The organism is Paraflavisolibacter caeni, assembly GCF_025628885.1.
GTDB classification, from domain to species: Bacteria; Bacteroidota; Bacteroidia; order Chitinophagales; family Chitinophagaceae; genus Flavisolibacter; species Flavisolibacter caeni.
This window is the reverse complement of sequence record NZ_JAOTIF010000003.1, coordinates 20,718-44,127: the sequence shown is the minus strand read 5'-3', so window position 1 is coordinate 44,127 and position 23,410 is coordinate 20,718. Positions and strand designations below refer to the sequence as shown.

Below are 23,410 nucleotides of genomic sequence, written 5' to 3'. Positions count from 1 at the left end.
GCTTTATATTTTTAGTGATACTAATTTTATTTGCTTTCTACTTTTATAGATGCTCCTGTCAATCCTTCACTTTTTGCATGTACTGTAAACTTACCTTTTGCTCCCCCTTTTGCTTTCACGATCACTAATGCCATTCCATTGAATGCTGGACGTTCATGACTTTGAAAAGGAACAAAGCTGGTAGGATCACCATTGTCTGTTGCTACAATTTCTCCTGCTCCTTCAATTGAAAATTGAATAAGAGGATGAGAACGTGGTACCATTAGTTCATCTTTATCAGTTACTTTAACTGTAATAAAGCACAAATCATCCTGGCCTGCTTTTAATACACTGCGGTCGGCAGAAAGAACAAGTTTAGACATTTCACCGGTTGTCTTGACAACATCAGTTGCCCACTGTTTCCCATTTTTATAACTAACCACCTTTAGTTCACCGGGTACATATCGAACACTATCCCAAACAAGACGGAAGTCCTTTCCCGGTGTTTTGATTTTTCGTCCTAAACTTTTCCCGTTTAAAAACAATTCAGCTTCATCCCCTGATGTGTACACATGTACAGGAGTAATTGAATCTATTCTTTCCGGCCAGTTCCAATGAGGGAAAATATGTGCCATTGGAAAATCGGGTCGCCAGTGCGCCTGGTAACTATAAAAACGATCTTTGGGAAATCCTGCCAGATCAATAATTCCAAAATAACTGCTTCTCGAAGGCGGATTATTTTTACGAATCAGTTCGAGTTGCTTTTCGAGTTCTTCTTTTTTATCAGGATCGGTTCTAAAGTTGAGCAGGTTTGTTTCATCAGAATTATAAGGAGTAGGTTCACCTAAATAATCAAAACCTGTCCATACATACTCTCCAAGCAAATGAGGATATTTTGCATTAGTTCTGAATTGCTCATCAGGCGAGCATCCCCAACCGGGCTTTGCATAATCGTACGAAGAGATTTGCCAGTTCTGATAATCTTTCGAACCAAAGAAATATTCTCCTCTTGTACTAACGCAAGATGAAGTTTCGCTACCAATTGTCGGCTTGTTGGCATATCGGGGGTCAGCGTCCCATTTCGGTTGCTGTCCAAAGAAATAATTCACACCCATAAGCCCCAGTGCTGTAGCAGCTCCGGAATTACGGCCGCCATCCGGATCATTGTATCCATTTGAAACTGGTCGTGTAGGGTCCTCCCGTTGTACAATCTCCACCAGATGTTTGGTAAGTTCCACATTTTGCTGCTCCATCACTTCATTACCAATCGACCAAATGAAAACAGATGGGTGATTTCGGTCACGATGTACAAGTGCTTTCAAATCTTTCTCATGCCATTCATCAAAGATTTTATTGTAATCATTTTTACGCTTCCCCTTTTTCCAGGCATCAAACGCTTCATCCCAAACTAAGAATCCCATTTTGTCTGCTAATTCCAGTAATTCGGGTGCTGGTGGATTGTGTGAGGTACGTAATGAATTACAACCCATATCTTTCAACATCTTTAGTTGCCGTATTAATGCACTTTGATTAAACGCTGCACCAAGGGCGCCTAAATCATGGTGATTACAGGTACCATTTATCTGAACACGCTTGCCATTTAATAAGAACCCGTTCCTTGCAGTAAACTCCAGTGTCCGGATGCCAAAAGGAGTATAGTACGTATCAATAACTTTACCATTCATTCTGATGGTTGTTTGTGCCACATACCTGTTGGGCGATTCAATGTCCCAGCGTTTTGGATTGAACACAGTTGCCTGCGACTCAACAACTTTCCGTTCTCCGGCATTCAAATCAATTATGGTTTCTTTGGTAACAGCTACTTTTTTAGTTGGCTTGTTCGATGGATCTAATTCAAACAATATTGTCTGAGCTATAGCCTTTGCCGCTTGTTGGGATTGATTGCTCACGGTTACAGCAACATTTACAAGCGCCTGTTGATCGTTGATTTGGGGAGTAGTAATGTATGTACCCCAATGATCCACATGAACAGGTGCAGTCTTTACCAACCAAACATGGCGGTAAATCCCGGCACCGGGATACCATCTCGAATCCCAATTTTCAGTATCAAGACGAACGGCCAGTATGTTTTCTTTACCAGGCATAATGTAAGGCGTTAGATCCATGCGGAAAGAAGAGTATCCGTAAGGCCATGTGCCAACATATTTTCCATTGAGCCAGATTTTAGCATTCGCCATAACACCATCAAAATCAACAAAAATTTGTTTACCTGCATCTGTTACTGGTACAGTAAAATGCTTTCTGTACCAACCAATGCCTTTCCATGGAAGTTTACCGGTAGATCCTTCCAACTCTATTCTAAAAGGACCAGTTATAGCCCAGTCATGCGGAAGCTTTAGTTTTTGCCAGGCAGCATCGTTGAATGTAGTATTTTCTAAACCAGAGGGTTCTTCTTTTCGCGTACCATCTGGTTGCAATCCATAACGCTGAAAAAACCAGCCTTCATCAAATGAAATCGTATTCGTTGATCCCATTCTGGTAATGGGGCCTGGCTGTGAAAATCCTTTAAAGAAACCCACAGCACTTAATAACAACATTAAAAATGCAAACCTTGAATAATAACTTTGATATTTCATCCTTTTCATATTCGTTTTTATATGCTCTGAATACTATTATTCATCTGCTATTGAACAATTTTAATCTCCATCACACCCATTCCTGCTAAAGTAATGTTTTCTGACTTTTGAACTTTATTACCTGTTTTCATGTTCATTAAGTAAGATGGCTTCATTTTCTTCCAGGTGAAGCCTGTTTGTCCCGCTGTATTTTCAGGATTGTAAAGTCTGATCATAAACCCACCATCATCCTGAGGTGTCACACTTGTAACAACAATGTGTGTATTCGTCAACTCAAATAACCCGTCAAAAAATAAAGCATTCTCCTTAACAGGCAAGGCCAACAACGGCTGAGTGAATCCTGTTCCGGCTTTTTCATTTTCACTATAACTGAAATCTCCATGTGGCTTCAGTATATATCGATAACTACTGATCCCATCCTGATCGGCTTTATAGTTGGTATGCCAGTAATTGTTCATAATATAGCTGAACCAAGTAGTAGCCGGTTTGCCTTCAACTTTCCATTCTTTATGCGATTGGTTGATCGTTTGGCGTTCATCGATCATATTATTCGGTTCAACCAGAGGTGCTTCCAGCAGCATCCACTGCAATCCTCTATCAGTATTTGAGATGTCCAACCAGCGGCGGCCATACAAATAATCCATGTTTGAACCAGGTAACTGATCTGATAGGTATTGCATGGATCCATAACCTGCATCCAATGATACTTTGCTTAATGAAGTATTGAATGGAAATCCAAAATGAACTGCCTCTTTTTGCCTGATTGCTTTTTTATCAACGATGTTGTAAACCAACACATTGTTACTTCCTCCAAAAATTGAAATCCTTCTCTCTAATCGATTGACACCCGGAGCTTCACTGATCAACGCAATGGTGAGAACAACAGGTCCTTTTTCCAAAACCTTCACCTGAACCTGGCTGTTCGTTTCGGCCTCAGAAGGATTTAAGCCTGGAACATACCAATAACTGTTTAAACCCTGGTTTTGGTATGAACCGGCATAATTGAATGCGCCATTATCAGCCAATTTGATGATACTTCCATTTTTTTTATCCCATTGCAAACTGATTTTACCATTGGAAACCGAACTGTCTGTAAGCATAAAGTTCGTCTGATTTGCTTTCACTTCCTCATCGGTAATGGTATAAATAGCTGTCCCCAGTGCAGGCACACGTTCTGCCATGAATACATAACTTCCATCGGTTAACTTTTGCAGAGGCTGCTTTTTACCTGTTGCATCTTTTACAGATTTTCCGTTAACGGTTGCAGGTATAAATACCGGCTCATTGCGCATCCATGATGCCGTATTAATGACCGCAATTCTTTTCGACTTAGGATTTGTTACTTGCTGCAATAAACTATTTTCTAACGAATTTATTTCTTCATCCGCGTCCAGCATGAATTGCTTTTTAATACGCCACTGTTCTGTTACAAAAGGAATATCGGGTTGTGTAATACTGTTGTGTGCACCCCATGTGTGCTCATGAAAAAGGAGAATATTTTTCCAGGCTTCATAAAAAGCAGATGCATTATATTTTTTGGGATCCAGAATCGAATATAATGTTGTCAATTGCTGTAAACGCAAACTGTTACTTCTGTTTTTACCTTCTTCATATGCAGTCGAGACTGCACCATCTTCCCAGTAAGGTGTTATATCTCCTTTTACAACGGGAATGCTGCTTCCATATTTTTGTTCAAACTCCTCAAAAAGTTTGTCTGTAGTATTCAATACTATTTTGGGTGAAGCATATTTTTTATTCCATTGATCGACGAAGTCAGAAATGGCAGTATCAATTGGACCGTTGTCTGAAACAACATTATACCTCCATTGAACCATTTCATAAGGATAGTTCTTTGCAGCCAATTCATTGAGATAGGCCGCAATTTTTTTAGGTCCGCGATCGAATATGCCACCAACTGGTGTTCCATGCCAGGAAGAATAGCCTTTACCAGCTGTCCAGAACAGGATTTTTTCTTCTCCGGATGGTGATGTCCACCACACAGGTTTATCACCCCATGTTTTTACAAAATATCCAACTCTGTCGCCAAGATAAGGATGATTTTCACCCATGAAATTAGGACCACTTGAAAAATATTTGATCCCACCATTTACGAGCCCAGTTACAGTTGACCAGGCATAACCAGGAATATCTGAAATCATTGCACTCTCGATCTTAAATCCAAATTCCTTTCGCAATTGATTTGCATAATCCGTGTAATGAAATACTTCCTCAGGTTCGCTGATACCAGTTAAAATATTGGCATACAAGCCAGACAAACAGATACTACCTTCCTTTACAGCTTTAATAAATTTTTCCTTTTGCGTAGCAGATGCCTGCTTTAAATAATTTTCTACGGCCCATATAGATTCTATATTCCATTTAAACTTTGCTTCAGTAGGTAAATTTTTTGTTTTTTCAATCATCCTCAAGGCATCATCTATATTCTTAATATGAATTTGAAGTACCTCCGGCTGAAGATGAGAATAACCAATATCGGTATGTGAGTGATGTATAAAATTCAGAACACGATAAGTAACCGGTTTTAACTGAATATATTTATCCACTAATATTACATTGTTTGCAGCAACATGTATCAATACACTATCATCCTTCTGTACAGCATTTACGGGTATATCAAAACTATTCACACCATTTTTCAATACAAATGCAAAAGTTTCTTTGCGATTTACCTGAACTCGAACCTGCTGGTCTTTTCCAAAATGTAATGCAGTAAAAACCACTGGTTGTTTTCCATTTTTCAGAATAAAAGGCATCGGGTTGACATCGACTTTTTCTTCAAAAGAAAATTTAAATGTCATGTACCAGTCATTGCTGTTTTGAGCCTGTCCAACAACTTTTATCTTAACAGGAAGGCCTGGCTTTACACTACTTACTGGCAATCTCAGAAATGCCAGACCATGAGCGTCATTTGCCGCGTCTCTTTTGGTCTGTTGAAATACCAGTCTTGAACTGTCAGGAGTAGCTACAGTCCAGTCGGGCATTTGATGGTCAGGTAAGGTAGTAAAAGTCAAGAGCTTATTATCATTAACATAAAGATCAAAATTCCGTTTCCCCTTGCTTGTGCCTGATGAATGGGCCGCAACCCAACTGAAATAAACATACTTCCCTTTGATGTTTTTCGGAACAGGGGCAGTTTCCCATTCTATAATTTTGTTACCATCCGTACAACGGGTTAACAGTGCAGTAGTAGCATAATCAGGATATGCTGAAAAATAGCTGATATTTTCACCTTTAATCTCTTTTGAATAACCATTCACCCATTGTATCTGACCCAAATAAGGAACATGTAATTGCGCTGAAGACATCAGGCACAACACAAAATTTACCAGAAAGGACAGACCTACCTTTTTTATTACGGAAGCAATATGATGTTTCACTTTTTGGAATTTTACTGTATATGAAAGAATACTATAGTTTAACTTTTTACTTCAATTATCAAATCTGTTTGATTAAGCAGTATCCAGGCTGTTTATCGGCAGTCTATGTTCAATAGCTCTATATTGTTATCCATTGTTTGGCTCGAGAGGTTCTAATTCAATGGTCTCATTTTTATAAGTATTAAATGTTAGCCTCTCCCCTTCCTGCAATTCAGCTTTTTTTCCATTTCTGATGATTTTCACTTTACGTTTGTCCCATGGGTTCATAATTGTACAAGGATTTCCCATTTCGCTTATAATGGTAACCCGACCAATATGTCCAGACACTCGCTTGGCTGAAACCAAAAAAGCACCCCAAGTCCTGATGTTGCTGAATTGTGCATCATATTTTACAGGATATCCCTGCATGATCCGGATAACATTTCCAACACTCATACACAGCATTTCATTCACAGCATTGGTAACGGTGCAACTATTCTCAATTCCATGAGGGTTTCCATACTGAAAACCATTGGGATAAGTGTGCAGACTGTAATTCCGGAGTTCATGTATAATTTTTTCAGGATCATAGCCTACCCGAATCGCTGCCATAAAAAAACTATTGCTGGTGTTTGCATCGTGCCAGCGCTGCATCTGGTCTATTGTATTTTTTGATATTTCCAATAATTGAGGATCACTGTCCAGAGTTATGACGTTGCCGGGGTAAATATGTTGGATACCTAAACCATTTCCGTCCCACCAGTCAACCCCTTCTTCGGTATATCGGAACACTTTTTTTCCATTGCGTTGTTGTATGGGAAAGGTACTTAATTGCACCAGCATATTTTCCCACTTATCTCTTTTGAGCTCATCTTTTTGCAATGCTTTACTAAGGTCTATTATTAACTGCAATGCATTTCGAAGAAGGCCAAGTGTAAGTATTGGGTTTTTATTTGCTCCTGATCCTTCATGTATAGCATCACCATAAATTACAAGCCTGTTGTTTTCCAATCTAAGGTAATCCTCCCAAAAAGCTACCACATTAAAGACATAAGGATAAATTTTCTCACCATAAATTGAGTCGTAAGTACATCGCCAATACTGAGCCATATTCACCAGGCCATAAATAGCGTTTGACCGCTGACCAAAAAATAATCCTCCCGATTCAATATCGCCATGATTCTTATAATGATCATTTGGAAAATTCCGGGTGACTTCGATTCCTAAAGGTCCAATCCCTACTGGATATAAAATACCCCTGGTATTTGTAACTTTTCTGGCATACCATTCTCCCCTCGAAATAAAGTCGAGCAGAGGGGCATCGTGAGGTGCTGCCTGTTTCAGGCGGTTAGCCGAAGCAAGGCAATAAAATGGAGCCTGAAAATTATAGTTCAAATGATAATCACCATTCCATCCAGGCTGGTCATTAGTGGTCCAGCCAAATAATCCAGGAGGGAAACGCGGATCACGACTGCAAGCGCCCATGGTATATAGCCCTTGATACCAGGCTTTTTCTAAAAGAGTATCAGAAAGCGTAACTGATGACTTTGACCAATAATCCTTCCACCAATCATCATGATTCTTTTTTAATTGATCTATGTAATGGGGAGTTATGGTCTGTAAATGACCTTGAACATATTTTAAAGGATTATCTTTTTTGAATTTACTTTCTATAGCAACCGCTATAACGACTTTCTTGCCTTTTTGCAGAAGTGTGGAGTTTGTATTACGTCCTAGGATTTTAAAAGCAATAGCCACACCAGTTGACATATCAACATCACCTTCAAAAGACCTGGTAAGCCATGAAACAGGACCGCTTCTTTTAGAAATCTGAGCCTGGTTATTTTGCGGAGCTGATAAATCCAATGAAATTTCAACAGCCTTCTTTTTAGCATAGATCTCTATAAATAAAATATTCTCTGTAGCAGCTACCCATGAACTAACCTCAACACCGCGGTCGTCTATTTTTAGGAAACAGGTTGTGGTCCCATTACTCAAAAGTTGTTGCGCAGAAAAGCTACTGCTGTCAAAACCTTTCACTGCAATATCCACACAACCTGCAAGTCGGGGACCAGACAATCCGTCACCCTGTGATTTCAATCGCCAAAAATCATTTTTCGAAATATAGTAGCGTAATATTTTTCCATCAAAGCCTGTGCACACCATCATATCGCCATTTCCCATTAGGGGGGCATCTACTGAAAATCTGTTTGGAATGCGGCTTGGAGGCTTGTTCCATGTATTTTTGTACTTACTGACATTTTTCCATGCATTCGGTTGCCCTTTGCCTTCAGCGATAAAAACACAAACCAATGATGCAATAAAGAATAAGGCTTTCATTAAATTGAGTTATTATTTACTTATCTCAAGAATAGAAATCTCTAAACCTTATAGATCATTCCACTATATACCACGTATAATTTTCCGGCTCAATTGCGAAGGTTAATTCAATTTCATGATTCCTGTCGAGGTTATATTTCCTTAATGATCCATTCTTATCTTTCAGCGTTGCTACTGTAGTAAGTCCTGTATAATACAATGGAAGCTTAATTGTTCTTGTGATTTTTTCTTTCAATGGATTATACAACATCACAAAACCCTTTTGCTTCAATTGCGGGTTTACATGAATCAATCCATCCCAATCCCGTCCATCGGCACGTCTTAACTGGATCATGTCCGAATTCAGGATTTCCCTGTACTTTTTATACCAACTAATCGTATTGGCCACTAATTGCCTTGTAGCATCAGTGTCATACAAGCGGGGGCCGCGATAACAAGCCTGTACACCTGCTCCATAATATTGCACCATCAATTGCTCGTAATCTTTCAAGTGCTCATTTAATGGCTCTAAAACGGCTTCCGGACCACCGCCCTGATATTTGGTAAGCGGAACAAAGCCCCAACTCATAGAGGCGGTCTTTTCAATAGTGCCATCATGGATGTTCTGGCGATTAAGAATTCGTTGTTGTTCCCGGGACAAGGAAAAGTTTACTTCCCGGTATCCAATAGCTATTTTATGCGTGCCATCCAGGAAATACCAGTCAGGAGCATTTATATAGACGCCCCTTTCATTCAACCAATGATACAGTTCCTTCTGTATATTGATCTGACGCCATTGTGAATCATCCAAACCTTTATGGCCAGGGTGCGTAGTGGACGCACATACATCACCCGGATAAGGTCCATCATTTTCCCATATATTAAACCCGGTTTGTGCAAAAAAATACTTGATCTTATCACGATATGCCAGCCCCCATTTACTGCCAAAGCAGGGTGCATGGCCAAAGAAAGCACCACCAGGTTTTCCTGTTTTAGGGTCTATCACATCATGTTCATCGCTGATGCGGCGGCTGCTGAATAAAGAATAGCCACCTATTTGAATTCCTTTGCTATGAGCATAATCAGCCAGGTCTTTCCAGCGTGCTATATTTTTGCCGGAACTGTCTTCCATATTTAAGTGGCTGCCAAAACTAAGGATCACAGCTTCATATCCCGTAGCAGCACATTGATCAACGGCCCTGCGCACTTCATCATCATTGCGGCTTACCAAGTGCATGAAAATGGGGTTCTGCGTGGTCCAGGGTGCAATGGTGCTGTACATCTTTCTGATCATCATGCCCCTGCGCTGACGGTCGTAGCTATCCATTAACAATTCGTGCGTCCTTACAGATGTAAATATTTCGCCAGGCTGAAGTTCAATGCCTGGTGCTTTTTCAGGATAAATTTCCAACAGGCAAGGAGTTTCATAATTATAGTTTACCTGCGACCTATAGTCTCGATCAATTTTCCAGTGAGTGGTTTGGTCGCTGATATCATAACGCATGGCATTATTAAATGCATAATTGGTTTCAATATAAATCCCATGCTGCTTTTTCATTTGCTCCGGACTGCCTACAACGGCACTTTCCTCCTCTACAAGTCCCAAGACTTCATTTACTACCATATCCAGCTTAAAAGCAGTGCTGTTCTTATTTTCAACTGACACCCATTTTACGATCAATGGCATGCCATCGTACAACTCATAATTAACTTTGACCACTATTCCCTTGAGCGATGGCAAAGAGGATGCATATTCAAATATCAATTGTTTACCCGTGGCCTGCTTTTTATTCATTGCCCAGGTGTTGCGTTTCCAGTTGATAAAGGGTTTTATATCGCTAATGCTATGGTTCACCATCACAAAATCCTCTTTTCCTGCTTCCATTTTATCCACCCATTCTGGCAATAAATAAGCTAATTCCTTTTGCCCATGCAATCCCCCAATATTATACTCTTTACCATTAATTGTGATCTTTGCTTCAGGCTTTACCGCACGCAGCAATTGTTGTCCATTAGATAGGTTTAAATAATCGATACAAGCAACATTGGGTTGAAGCCTGAATACCCTTTTCACCAATCCATTATCAAGAATAATATTTTTTCCTTCGGTATAAATAGTAGCCTTTTTCGCTACTGGGTCTACAAGCCAATCACTTTTAGTTCCATCCTTTAATGCATAATCCAATTTTACATTTGCTTTATTCTGGGCATTAACAGTTATACCAACGAAAACAAATGAAGCTACATATGTAGTTTTTAAAATAGAAGCTAAAATGTTTTGTTTCATTCTTACTCTTTTGATCGGAAGGTGATTAAATCAGAACATACGTAAACTTAGTTGATCACAACCTGCTGCACCGATGTCTTTCCCACTTGCTTGCCATCTTTGAATGTAGCGGCCTTAATAATAGAAGATTTGCGCAGTTCAAACGGCTTTGTGTACAGTTTTGCACTGGTATTAGGCTCAGCCCCATCCAATGTATAATAGATCTGTGGTGCAAAGGAATCGGTTGCAAACGTTACAGTGGCCTTGGAAGCAGATGATTCCAAAACTATAGTTTGCCGCACATTGTAAACGCTTTTTGCATAATTGATTCCTTTGGCATCATAGCGCTGATACTGCTGTTCCATTCGCTGCTTGAAATCTTCCCAATTTTTCAGTTCCGGCCGTGTCCATGCCACTTCAGACAAAGCTGCAAGCCGAGGCATGGTCATATATTCTACTTTTTCAGTTGTAGGAATATACTCTGTCCAAAGGTTAGCCTGAACTCCCTGCACATGTTTAGCTTCTTCAGCTGTTAAAGCAGCAGGTGTTGGGTTGTAGGAATAAACTCTTTCCAACGTCAGGTATCCTCCAATAGCCATAGGCTCATCAGAAGGCTTGCCCTGGAAATGATCGAAATAAAGATGCGAGTTCGGAGTCATGATGACATCATGCCTTTGCTTCGCAGCTTCGATTCCGCCTTTTTCTCCCCGCCAGCTCATCACCACGGCATTTGGCGCCAACCCTCCTTCCAGAATCTCATCCCAGCCTACCAATGTTTTGCCTTTGCTGTTGATATATTTCTCTATTCGCTGAATGAAATAACTCTGAAGTTCATGTTCATCTTTAAGGTTATTGTCTTTTATAACTTTTTGACAGCGTGCACATTTTTTCCAGTTTGACTTTGGACACTCATCACCTCCAATGTGTATATACTGTGAAGGAAATAAAGTCATTACTTCATCCAGCACCCCCTGCAAAACAGTGAAAACACTGTCATTGCCTGCACAGAACACATCATCGTGAACACCCCAGGTTTCCTGAACTTTCTTACCTCCACTTTGCTGGCTTACCTGAGAGGCGTTCTTAAAAATCTTTGTTGGCTCATCTGGAAAACAACTTAAAGACGGGAATGCTGCAATGGCTGCAGAGGCATGACCGGGCATTTCAATTTCAGGTACAATAGTAATATAGCGCTTTGCAGCATATTGTATGATATCCTTGATCTCCTTTTGGGTATAAAAGCCGCCATAGCGTTTATTGTCATTGCCCGTTCCCGGATAATTGCCAATAATGGTTCCATTGCGCCAGGCTCCTTTCTGTGTAAGCTGAGGATACTTTTTAATCTCAATTCGCCAGCCCTGGTCTTCTGTTAAATGCCAGTGCAGACGATTTAATTTATGAAAAGCAGCATAATCAATATACTTTTTCACAAAATCAACCGGGAAGAAATGGCGGCTCACATCGAGCATGATGCCACGGTACTGATATCGAGGAGCATCGTTGATGCGTACAAAAGGAATAGAAAGTGAAGCATCTTTTTGAGCCGGCATTAATTGCAATAAAGTTTGCATACCATAGAACACACCACTTTCATCAGCTCCCTCAATGGAAATGCTTTCTTTATTAACATCCATGCTGTATTCTCCATTTGCTCCCTTATCTTTTTTCAAACCTAGATAAACAGCATTGGAGGCAATTGGCTTTTTACTTGTCTTTAAACCAAAACCATAAAGTTGCTTCAGGTATTCATTCAGGAAGTCAGCCGAAGGTTGCAGATTAGCCTGACTTACAATCAAAATAGTTTGTGGTGTTAATACAAACGAGCCTGTAGTGGATGGCATTATAACTTCCGCAGGTTTAGGAATAATACTGAGTTGCGCAAAAGTCTGATGTGAGATCAAAACCATCGCCAACAAGCAAACTTTTTTAAGTGTGAATCGGAACAACATATTATATTATTGTATATTTTAAACTGAAAGGGATTGGCGCATTAAACATAAAAAGGAAAACACAGCTTTTGCAATTCAATCGTTTGCGCAAAAAAGAATGCAAATAATTGAAGCATAAACTTAAGTCTATCCTCTGCCTGGATCATTCATTATTTTCTTCTGGTGTATCAGGTCTCCTTTGTAGAACGATGGTATCATTAACGTTGTTTAGATCAATTTAAAATGATGAGTTCGGTATTGAAGTTATGAATGGTAATGGCGAATACAATGAAGTTGTAAACAAACTGGTACCTAGCAACTTACATTGCAAATGTAATTTTGGTACAATAAAATTTCAATAGAGTAATTGATGACATATATGGACTATCCTCTTAAGAATAAAAAGAAAACTTGTCATAACTATTCACAACCTCTATACAGAACTCATCATTTCAGCACAAAGACACCAATTTTTCTTTTTACAATACTAATTCAATCCACCCTGCCCTTTGTATAGACTGATTGGTCCATCAAGTTCTACTGCGAGCACTGACATATATTCATCCTGTACACTAGGCGGAACATTAATATACACCAAACCGGGTACAGGACTCCATGAGATCTTTCCTACAATCTTATGTTGCAAGGTTTGAGATGTGCCCACTACCCTTATATTTTTGATTTTATTCTTCAAACCCTTTACCACAACTTGACCATTTACCCTACCGGGAAGAAACAGATAAAGTATTGATGAATCTTTGGACAATGTAGATGGTCCATAAAAATGTCCCTGTGGCATTCCCCCTAAAGTATTGAAGATAGCCTCCTCATGTTTATGATTCCACTTGCCTAACTCTTTTAAGATATGAATCTGTTGCGGCGGAATAGTTCCATCCTCCTTTGGCCCTATATCCAACAACAAATTGCCACCATTGCTAATCGCATCGGCAAATATGGTGATCACTTCATAGGGCGTTTTCCAGGCTGTATCCTTCGGCTGGTAGCCCCAGCTGCTGTTGGAGGTCATACAAAGCTCCCACCAGTTGAACTTTGGCCTAGTGACCGGAAAGTTTTGCTCAGGTGTATCATAATCTCCATAACCCTGCAAACGGCCATTAATGATAGCATCAGGTTTAAGACTTAAGATGCTTTTTCGGATGTTGGCTGCATCCCATTCTTCCGCACTATGTTCCCAATCGCCATCAAACCACCACAAATCAGGTTTGAATGCTACGTTTATCTCATTTATTTGATTCTCATTAAACTTCTGAAACCTTTGCCAACGCTGAGGTTCATCAGCTACTTTATACCTGTTACTATCTTTAAGAAAACCTGGATAATCCGGATAGCTCCAGTCTATGAGAGAATAATAAGCTCCACGCTTGATTCCCTGTTTATTGAGAGCTGCGTAAAAAGGTGTAAGCAGATCACGTTTCGCCGGCGTGTTCTTTACAACATTATAGTGCTTTTCCTTGGTTGGCCAGAGCGCCACGCCATCATGATGCTTTGTGGTAATTACCGCATAGCGTGCGCCACTTTCTTTGATTAGAGCAGCCCACTCTTCAGGATTATATCGGGAAGCTGTAAATCCCTTCATCTGCTTCATATAATCAGCATGAGAAATCTTTTTATTGTGAAAACTCCAACTTTCATCGATACCGTTTACTGCGTAAATACCCCAATGGATGAAAATGCCCAACTTGGCATCGGCAAACCATTGCATCTTGTTGCGAATAGAATCAGGATTCACTTTTGTTTGCGCCTGAACTGTTGTTAGGCAACAAAAAGACGAGATAAACAAAACTGCTTTAAAAAGCTTTTCTTTCAACATGGTTTATTTTGATTTGGATTTATTGTATTGAATATTATTTTATTAAGCCTCATTCTTTCAACCGGATTCGTTTTTTAAATTTTTCTTCACCACCAATCAAAACGCTCAAATAAAAACGCCCCTTGGGAAAACGGCTCAAATCGTATGTGAATGTGCCTTCTTTCAATTGCTTATAATGATGTTCTTCCATTACGTCACCGCCAGGGTCGGCAATCAAACGTACTACAACATCATCCGGAAAGTTAGCATAATAGTCTAAGGTGGTTTTATCGTTAGTGCGTGTAGGATACAAACTGAACGAAGTTTGCGCGGCAATAGGTGTTGCAGGAGTTCCTACTTCAAAGTTGTACTGAATGGAAGAACCAAAATCAGATTCAAAATCTTTGATCATTTGTCCTTTGCTATTCAGCAGACGAGCTTTACCACTTCCACCGCGGGGATTAGCCCAGAATTCTAAACCGTTACCAGCCGAGTCAAGCAAAACAAACTGATACCGGTCTTTGGGTAATAGCAAAGTATCACAGTAAATAGTATTTTCTTTTAAAGAGCCAAATGCTTTTTCTCTAATAACTTTCCCTTCACTATTGGTTATAATGTAACTACTTTGCGACGGCTGATTATTGGTTTTCAAATAAACAACTAACATACTGTCGTGCTTTGTCATTGTTGCAAAAGGACTAATTATCCTGTTATCAGCCGGAAATGCATCCCGCTTCCCATTGGGCAGGGAAATAACTGCTTCGAAATTATTTTGTCCAGCTTTACTTTCAATAATGCCGGGCAATATAATAGAAGTAGTTCCACCTGCGGGTAATGTTCCTTTCCAGTAAAAACTTCTTTTGGCAAAACCATTTGTTCCATATTGAATACGCATGCTCTTCACGTCTGTTCTGCCAATATTCTTTACTACGATCTGCGGCTGAATGCCAGAAGGATTCAATCTCCTGTAAACAGGTTTTAAAGAGGGCTTGATCACATCCTCTATTGCAATATCATTAACTGATATTGCTTTCTTGTATTGAATAAGATAGGCAGAAATCACTTCATCTGCACTCGAGTTGGGGGAAACATAAGGCTGCATATTGATATCAACAGTATGCGTATTGCCTGCTTTCACTTTAAGATCATAAATATCAGGTAACATCAAATTTCCCGGACACCAGTTTGCACGGTCATAAACCCATGTGCCAGCTTGCGGATATAATGGATTATCGCCACATTGTTTCCAGATATTTTTCGTTTCCAATAATCTTCCATCATACCAAAGTTCACGGTATTTGTTGCAAAATTCTCCGCAACCATCCGGCTTATCCATTCCATGACCAGTTTGCACAACACGCAACCGTGCGAAATCTGCCTGAGGGTCAGCTTTGAATGCAACCGGCTTCAAAGCTTTTTCAATATTATTATTACCGTCTCCATAACGATAGGTATCGTCATACACTTTTTGAATGCTAATGGGCTGCCATGCAGGTTGCCCTTTTATAATCTCAAAGTCAAGTGTAACGCTCCATCCCCGGTCTTCATTGGGCTCATAGCCTGTGTGGTTATATTCTATCTCAACACTGTCACGCAACAACATGCTAAAATCAGTCACATCCACTTCCCAGTTAAAATTCCATTCTTTACTAAAAGCACCTCCATATGGTGTGAGCATACGAGCGATTTCATAGTCCTGCGAAGTACCACCAACACCTCCTGTACGGCGGATCTTGATGTGATCATTATAATCCCAATCGGCACAGCGCATGCCATCTGGACAGCCTAAGAAAAGACGTAAGATTATTTTCCGGATGGGTGTTTCAGCTGTTGGAAATTTTCCCCATGCTTTATAAACTTTAAATCCTTTTGAAGGATCGGTGACAACCGTTTGTTGGTAATGTGTTTGTACATGCAGTGTATCTGCAGCACTGCTGGTTCTACTCGTACAAATTAAAAAAGTAAAAAGAATAAGGAACTGCCAGTATCTATAGTCGTTAAAAATAATCATTTAGGTAACTTATCCTTTTTAATTGGTTGTTTGAATAATTGCTTCACAGTGTAATATGCTTTTTTCTTATTTCCATAATAATCGACCACACTCCAACTGGCTACTGGCCAGCAATCGTTAAACTGCCAGAATAATGTGCCCATGCAATATGGTGCAGCATCCATATGAGCCGTAATTGCAGTAGCCAATGCCTTTTTCTGTATATCCTGTGTAGCATCCACAAACGCTTTGAATGTTGCAGGCTTATACCCGTTTTGCACCAGGTATACTGCCAGATTTCTGTAGCCAGTCGGGTGCTTTTGATGTACCTTCATGACAACAGATGATGTATCCCAATCCTGTGGCAAAGAAAACCTTGTGATCGTTTCCCAATTGGGCATTGCCTGCATACCATACTCACTCATAAACCGGGGCACCTTCTCTTTATACTTCTCAATAGGTTCCAGTCCCCACCATACTCCCCAGTAATGACTGTCTCCTTCTGTCATGCTTTGCTTACGCCCCCATCCATGCATTGGTGAAGTAGAAATATAGGGACGAGTTCCATCATATTCCTGCACCAGTTGGGGCAGCATTTCCTGAAAAAGCTTTTTATAATCATTCCATAACAGTGTAGAATCCTCTTTCGAAATATTGAACTGCTTCTGCCACCCCCAGTTATGCCAGGCCTCATCCATCTCATTATTCCCACACCATACTACTATACAATGATGATGACGCAAACGCTTGATATTGTCGATTACCTCCTGCTTCACATTTTCCATAAAGGCATCGTCTCCCGGATACATTGCACCCGCGAACATAAAGTCCTGCCATACCATTATCCCAAGACTGTCGCATTGATCATAAAAGGCATCATCTTCATAAATACCACCGCCCCATACACGCAACATATTGATATTGGCTTCTTTTGCAGCAACAAGTAACTCCCGGTATTTTGCTTTCGTCACTCGAGGAAGAAATACATCAGCAGGTATCCAATTTGCGCCTTTCATAAAAACAGGCTGCCCATTAACTGTAAAGTAAAACGAGCGGCCAACACTATCGGGCTTTTGAATCAGTTCAATTTTATTATTCAACGGCTTCTTCCATGATACATTTTCTGTTTCAGGCAAATCCCACCCTTTCAATTTAACATTACGCCAGATGCCACAAGTAATTAATCTTGGGCCCCAGTCCCAGCCAAAATGATACTGAGCTTTTCTAACATAATGCCTGTTATTATCAGATGGACGGACCAAAGGAAGAGCAGCTTTAGCCAACGAATCAACCTTGTGCTCGGCACTGTAAAAATGTACCAGCAACCTGTTTTTCTCATTCCTAACAAATTGCTTTACATCTACCACCCAGGTCCTGAACATATTATTTGCCTGTAGAATTAGCCGATCATTCAAGTAGACATCCGCATAGGTATCCAATCCTTCGAAAACAAGTTCCAAATGCTTCTTTGATAGTAATGATTTTTCTACATCAAAGCTTACCTGGTACTCCCAATCCTTTTGTGAAACCCATTGCACTTTACTTTCATTATCCCTGTAAAATGGATCATGGATACGTCTATTCTTGAGTAAGTCGGTATGTACAGTTCCAGGAATGATTGCAGGCAACCATTCTTGAGATGTGGTTTCTTTGAACTTCCAGCCTTTGTTAAGAGGCATTGAATATTCCTGTGCAATTACAGAAAAATGAATTGCAATGCAGATTAAAATATAAAAAGCAGTTCTCATTTTATCAGCTAGTTTTTGCTTAGATCCCATTTTACAAAAGCTTCCATAGCTTCATATTCTGCAAGTCCTAGTTGATCATATGCTTTTGCTGTCTCCCTGTTCCTGTCCTCTGCCCTCACCCAAAATTCACGAGCATCATCACCAGGAAAAACGGGTCTGTCTTTTTGTGACTGGTGTTTGAATATTGCCAAGCGCTTACGCTCCACCTCTTTTGGAGAAAGTGGTACGGCCATTTCAATTTCATGAGTTTCAAACTCGTGCCACGCACCACGGTACATCCATAGCCAGCAATCCTTAACCCAATCTTCGGTTTTCTTTAACCTCAACAAGGCCTGTAATATAATATCGAAGCATTTGATATGTGTTCCATGGGGATCAGCGAAATCACCTGCAGCAAAAACCTGGTGTGGCTTGATTTGCTGCAGCAAAGCCATTGTTTGCTGAATATCATCTTCAAAGTCAACATTCTTCTGCGTTTTCATACGATCATAAAAAGGCAGTGCCATAAAGTGAATATGATCATCACTTAGTCCGGCAAAGCGAGCTCCGGCAATGGCCTCACCCTTCCTGATTAAGCCTTTAATGGTTTGTGCTTCTTTGATATCCACCTGATTAGGTTTTTTACCTTCAAAAAAAGACCTCATTTTATCATATGTACATGCAAGATCTTTGGTATCTTGTCCTTGCGATTGTAAAAAATCTATGGAAAACTCCACAAACCTTAAAACATCATCATCCCATACTGCTGTATTACCAGAAGTTTGGTAAGCAACATGTACGTCATGCCCTTGGTCTGCTAAACGGATAAAAGTACCTCCCATTGAAATCACATCATCATCCGGATGCGGTGAAAAAATAACAACTCTCTTTTGTGCAGGAGTTGCCCTTTCAGGTCGTTGGCTATCATCAGCATCAGGTTTACCGCCAGGCCATCCTGTAATGGTTTGCTGCACCTTATTAAAAATGTTAATATTGATGTTATAAACCGGGCCTTGTTGAGTGGCCAGTTGAGCCATGCCATGATTATTATAATCCTCTTCTGTAAGTTTCAGAATTGGTTTATTGGTAATACGAGCTAGCCAGATAACTGCCTTTTTTACTAATTGGTCTGTCCAGGTGCAGTCCTTCACAAGCCAAGGGGTATCAAACCGGGTCAATTCAGAAGCTGCATCTTCATCTAGGAAGAATTCTACATTATCGCATAATTGTAAAAATGTTGCAGGCACATCAGCAGACACTTCTTCTTCCACTGATTTTTTGATAATGGAGGCCTTATGTTTACTCCAGGCCATCAGTATGATTTCACGGGCTTTAAAGATTGTCCCGATACCCATAGTAATGGCTTTCATTGGCACATTAGACTTGCCTCCGAAATCACGCGCAGCATCCCTCCTGGTCAAATCATTAAGTGTTACAAGGCGGGTTCCAGAATTTGGAGCCGAACCAGGTTCATTAAACCCAATGTGGCCAGTTCTCCCAATGCCCAGAATCTGTAAGTCAATACCACCATATTCATTTATTTTTTGCTCGTATCCACGGCAATATTCTTCTATATCATCCAACGGTAAAGAGCCATCTGGGATATGAATATTATTCTTGTCAATGTCAACCTTGCTAAACAAATTTTCATTCATGAAGGTTACATAGCTCTGTACCGCAGCAGGATTCATCGGGTAATATTCATCCAAGTTAAAAGTGACCACGTTTTTAAAACTGAGCCCGTCTTCTTTATGCATCCTCACCAACTCTTTATAAACGTAAATTGGTGTGGTACCAGTAGCTAAACCCAGAATGGCTTTCTTGCCTTCCTCATTTTTTTTCTTAATCAATTCAGCAATTCTTTGTGCAACCTCCTTAGATGCAAGATACTGATCGGGGTATACGGTAACTGGTAATTTTTCATAACGAGTTTCTTCTAAAAGATTTAGTCGTGCCATTTTTATTCATTTTCGTATTTAAAACAGTACTTTTTATTGATCCGCAAGAAAGGAGAATGTACTAGAACCAATGCTTTGCATCTACCATAAAATTGGTATCATCACCATAGCAAACAGCATAATTGAATCCTTTTTGCAGGCAATAACCGCCAAACTCACCCTTCTTATTAATAGCTATAAAGCCCACTTGGGTATTTTTTGCTTTTTCTTTGTCGCGTTTTACGATACGTTCTACCGCTTTTCTGCAGGCTGTTTCCGGATTATTTCCCTGGCGCATGAATTCAACAACTAAATGAGTTCCGCATATTTTGATTACTTCTTCACCTAAACCTGTTGCTGTTGCTGCCCCTACTTCATTATCGACATATAAGCCAGCTCCAATTATAGGCGAGTCACCAAGCCTTCCCCTCATCTTAAAGCCCATTCCACTGGTTGTACAACTACCACTTAAATTGCTCATGGCATCTAGTGCCACCATTCCAATGGTATCGTGATTCCAGTCGCCATTCTCAAGATGTAATGGAGCGAAAGGTCCATGGCCTTTGTTTTCGATGTTGATCACTGGTTTATATTCAGACTTCTTCAACCATTCTTTGTATGACCTCTCTGCATCGGCAGACAATTGCTGAGGCTCTAAAGGGAATCCTTCTGCAATGGCAAACTTTTGTGCACCCTCTCCCACCAGCATCACATGTGGAGTCTTTTCCATCACTCTTCTAGCAACTGATATAGGATGTTTAATTCTTTCCAGTGCACCTACACAACCGCAATTACCATGTTCGTCCATAATGGAAGCATCTAAGGTTACAATTCCATCCCTGTCCGGATTTGCACCTAAACCTACACAACAGTTTTGTGATGCCTCAGTAACCATAACACCCGCTTCTACAGCATCTAGTGCTCTGCCCTTGCTGCGTAAGATGTTCCATGCAGCTTTATTGGCATTGATCCCTTCATTCCAGGTAGAAATTACAATTGGACGAAAGCCTTTTTTTTCTGTTGCAAACAGTTTTGATGTAAATACACTGGCTGTGCCTAATGAAGTGAACTGAAGAAAGCTTCTTCTGTTTAACATTCTGATCTAATTAAATTCTTGAATATTTAGTTAAAAGCAACTGTATGATTATTTCAAATACTTTTATTGTTCTCGGAATAGGGCCAGTCTTTTTTGTTGACACCCCATGTCTTAGAGGGTTTGCTGCCCATTTCAATTTCTAATTTGCCCCCATTCATTAACTCCTGGTGAGTGATATAAGACCTGGTAAATGGCTTCCCATTCAAACTCATCCGCTGAATATACTTATTGCCAGATCCATTATTCTTTACATTTATTTGAAGAACTTTTCCCTTTTCCAAAACAAGTGTTGCCTTATTGATCACAGGGCTTCCGAATACATAAAGTCCATTACATGGATTAACAGGATAGAATCCTAAAGCAGAAAATAAATACCACGCAGACATCTGGCCTACGTCTTCGTTTCCACATAAACCATCAGGTTTGTCTGAATACAGGCTATCAAGTATATATCTTACTTTATCAGCTGTTTTCCAGGGTTCACCAACAAAAGCATATAAGTAAGTTACGTGGTGACTAGGCTCATTGCCATGAGCATATTGACCTATCAATCCAGTGATATCACTGGATGCTTCTCCTCCCATATGTGCCTTCAGCATAAAAAGAGAGTCAAGCTTTTTGGCAAATGCCTTTTCTCCCCCTAATAGAGCGATTAAACCTTCCACATCATGTGGAACCATCCAGGTGTATTGCCAGGAATTACCTTCTGCAAAATCATCTTTTCTATGGCGAGATTCAAAAGGACTAAAGGGTGTACGCCAGGCAGTATCAGAAATCTTTCCCCTCATGAAACGAGTTTCCGGATCAAAGTAATGACTATAATTTTTAGCCCGTTTAGAGAAATATTGGTAATCTTCATCCTTACCCATTCTTTTGGCCATTTGGGCTATACCCCAATCAGCAATTGAATACTCCATACCCATGGCTACGGATTCCACCATACTATCAGCTGGAATGAAGCCATACTTCTTTACAAATGCTACCCCTCTATCATTCTGCATCGCTGTGGCTTTTACTGCCTCAAATGCCAGTGCGGTATCAAAACCACGAAATCCTTTTAAATATGCATCAGCCACTACTTGTACTGAACTGTATCCGGGCATACAATAGGTTTCATTACCCATCAAGTGCCATATAGGAAGCGTACCCTGCTGTTTGTAAATGGCTAGCATAGAATTGACCATATCATTTACCTTCTCAGATTGAAGAATAGTAAATAGTGGATGGGCGGCGCGGTAAGTATCCCAAAGTGAAAAAGTTGTCAGGTTATTGAAAGGCGCATTTTTATACACTTTTTTATCTGTTCCCAGATAGTCTCCATTATGGTCATTATAAATTGAAGGAGCTATCATTGTGTGATACAAGGCTGTATAAAATGTACGCATCCTTGAAAGATCATTGGCTTCGATCCTAACCTTATTTAGTTCAAGATTCCATGCTGCATCTGCTTTCGCCACAACAGTGTCAAATTTCCAATGAGGAAGTTCAGCCATTATATTCTTGAATGAGTTTTCTATACTAACTGGTGAGATACCCACCTTTACAAGTATCTTTTCATCCCTTTTGGTAGTGAAAGAAACGACCCCTTTTGTCCTTTTTCCTGTATATGAGTTCCCTTTTTGAACTATAGAATCTTCATAGATGGCAAAGCCTTTTAAAGGTTTTGAAAAAATTGCAGTAAAATAAATACGCTGATCAGGGGCCCATCCCTTGGAATAACGATAGCCCGCAATAGTAGTATCATTTATTTTTTGAATCATTGTCTCAACAGAACCATCCCATCCAATTCCTTCCTTTAGATCGAAGATCAACTGTGCACTATCCGACGCAGGAAAGGTATATTGGTGAAACCCTACCCGTTGCGTTGCTGTTAGTTCTGCCTTTATATTGTACCTTTTTAAATTCACAGAATAATACCCTGGTTGCGCTTTTTCATCTCTGTGTGAAAAAAGAGAATAATAGCCACTTTCGGGCTTACCTAATTTCCCTTTCCTGGGCATTACTGTGCCTGTTGCTGGCATCACCAAAATATCTCCCAGATCACCAATGCCTGTACCACTCAGGTGAGTATGCGAAAAACCTATAATAGTAGAATCAGAAATGTGATAACCTGAACACCAATCCCAGCCTTCGGACATATTAACGGGTCCTAATTGAACAGCACCAAATGGGACATTCGCCCCCATAAATACATGGCCATGGAAACCTGTACCAATATATGGGTCAACATACTGCGTTAAGTTGGACAATCCGGAAACAAGAACAGATTGTGCTTTCTTTTGCTGACCAAAAGCAAGTAATCCCAGAAAATTTACTAGTAGAAAACTCCCTATGTACTTACTGCAAACAAGCAATTTCGAATGTACTTTTCTCAAAAGCATAAA

At 40.1% G+C, this 23,410-nt stretch carries 11 protein-coding genes; all 11 read right to left on the bottom strand.

All coding sequences use genetic code 11. The annotated features are described in order from the left end of the window. Positions 1–26: 26 nt before the first annotated feature. Positions 27–2,576 carry a beta-galactosidase GalB gene (galB, locus tag OCK74_RS06715; protein WP_279296247.1) on the bottom strand — a complete coding sequence of 850 codons (2,550 nt, stop codon included), beginning with the start codon at positions 2,574–2,576 and terminating at the stop codon, positions 27–29. A gap of 47 nt (positions 2,577–2,623) precedes the next feature. Beyond that, the gene (locus tag OCK74_RS06710; RefSeq protein WP_279296246.1) at positions 2,624–5,974 is read right to left on the bottom strand and encodes a hypothetical protein; all 3,351 of its coding nucleotides are present in this window, start codon (positions 5,972–5,974) and stop codon (positions 2,624–2,626) included. A 126-nt stretch (positions 5,975–6,100) separates the two neighbouring features. Next, positions 6,101–8,293: a glycosyl hydrolase family 95 catalytic domain-containing protein gene (locus OCK74_RS06705; protein WP_279296245.1), complete on the bottom strand. Its 2,193-nt coding sequence runs from the start codon at positions 8,291–8,293 to the stop codon at positions 6,101–6,103. Positions 8,294–8,348: 55 nt separating this feature from the next. Then, entirely contained in the window at positions 8,349–10,559 is a 2,211-nt protein-coding gene (locus OCK74_RS06700; protein ID WP_279296244.1) for an alpha-galactosidase, read from the bottom strand. 47 nt (positions 10,560–10,606) lie between these two features. Next, positions 10,607–12,445, bottom strand: coding sequence for a beta-N-acetylhexosaminidase (locus tag OCK74_RS06695; protein ID WP_279296243.1), 1,839 nt, complete (start codon positions 12,443–12,445; stop codon positions 10,607–10,609). Between the two features lie 508 nt (positions 12,446–12,953). Beyond that, entirely contained in the window at positions 12,954–14,297 is a 1,344-nt protein-coding gene (locus OCK74_RS06690; protein WP_279296242.1) for an alpha-L-fucosidase, read from the bottom strand. A gap of 49 nt (positions 14,298–14,346) precedes the next feature. After that, entirely contained in the window at positions 14,347–16,287 is a 1,941-nt protein-coding gene (locus OCK74_RS06685; RefSeq protein WP_279296241.1) for a peptide-N-glycosidase F-related protein, read from the bottom strand. Continuing rightward, complete coding sequence (locus OCK74_RS06680) at positions 16,284–18,014, bottom strand: glycoside hydrolase family 2 protein (RefSeq protein WP_279296240.1); 1,731 nt, start codon at positions 18,012–18,014, stop codon at positions 16,284–16,286. Before OCK74_RS06680 ends, OCK74_RS06685 begins: the two co-directional genes overlap by 4 nt. Before the next feature lie 8 nt (positions 18,015–18,022). Next, entirely contained in the window at positions 18,023–19,951 is a 1,929-nt protein-coding gene (nagB, locus tag OCK74_RS06675) for a glucosamine-6-phosphate deaminase (protein ID WP_279296239.1), read from the bottom strand. A 61-nt stretch (positions 19,952–20,012) separates the two neighbouring features. Then, on the bottom strand, positions 20,013–21,026 hold the full coding sequence (locus tag OCK74_RS06670) for an isoaspartyl peptidase/L-asparaginase family protein (RefSeq protein WP_279296238.1): 1,014 nt from the start codon (positions 21,024–21,026) through the stop codon (positions 20,013–20,015). Positions 21,027–21,079: 53 nt separating this feature from the next. After that, the gene (locus OCK74_RS06665; protein WP_279296237.1) at positions 21,080–23,407 is read right to left on the bottom strand and encodes a GH92 family glycosyl hydrolase; all 2,328 of its coding nucleotides are present in this window, start codon (positions 23,405–23,407) and stop codon (positions 21,080–21,082) included. Positions 23,408–23,410 lie beyond the last annotated feature (3 nt).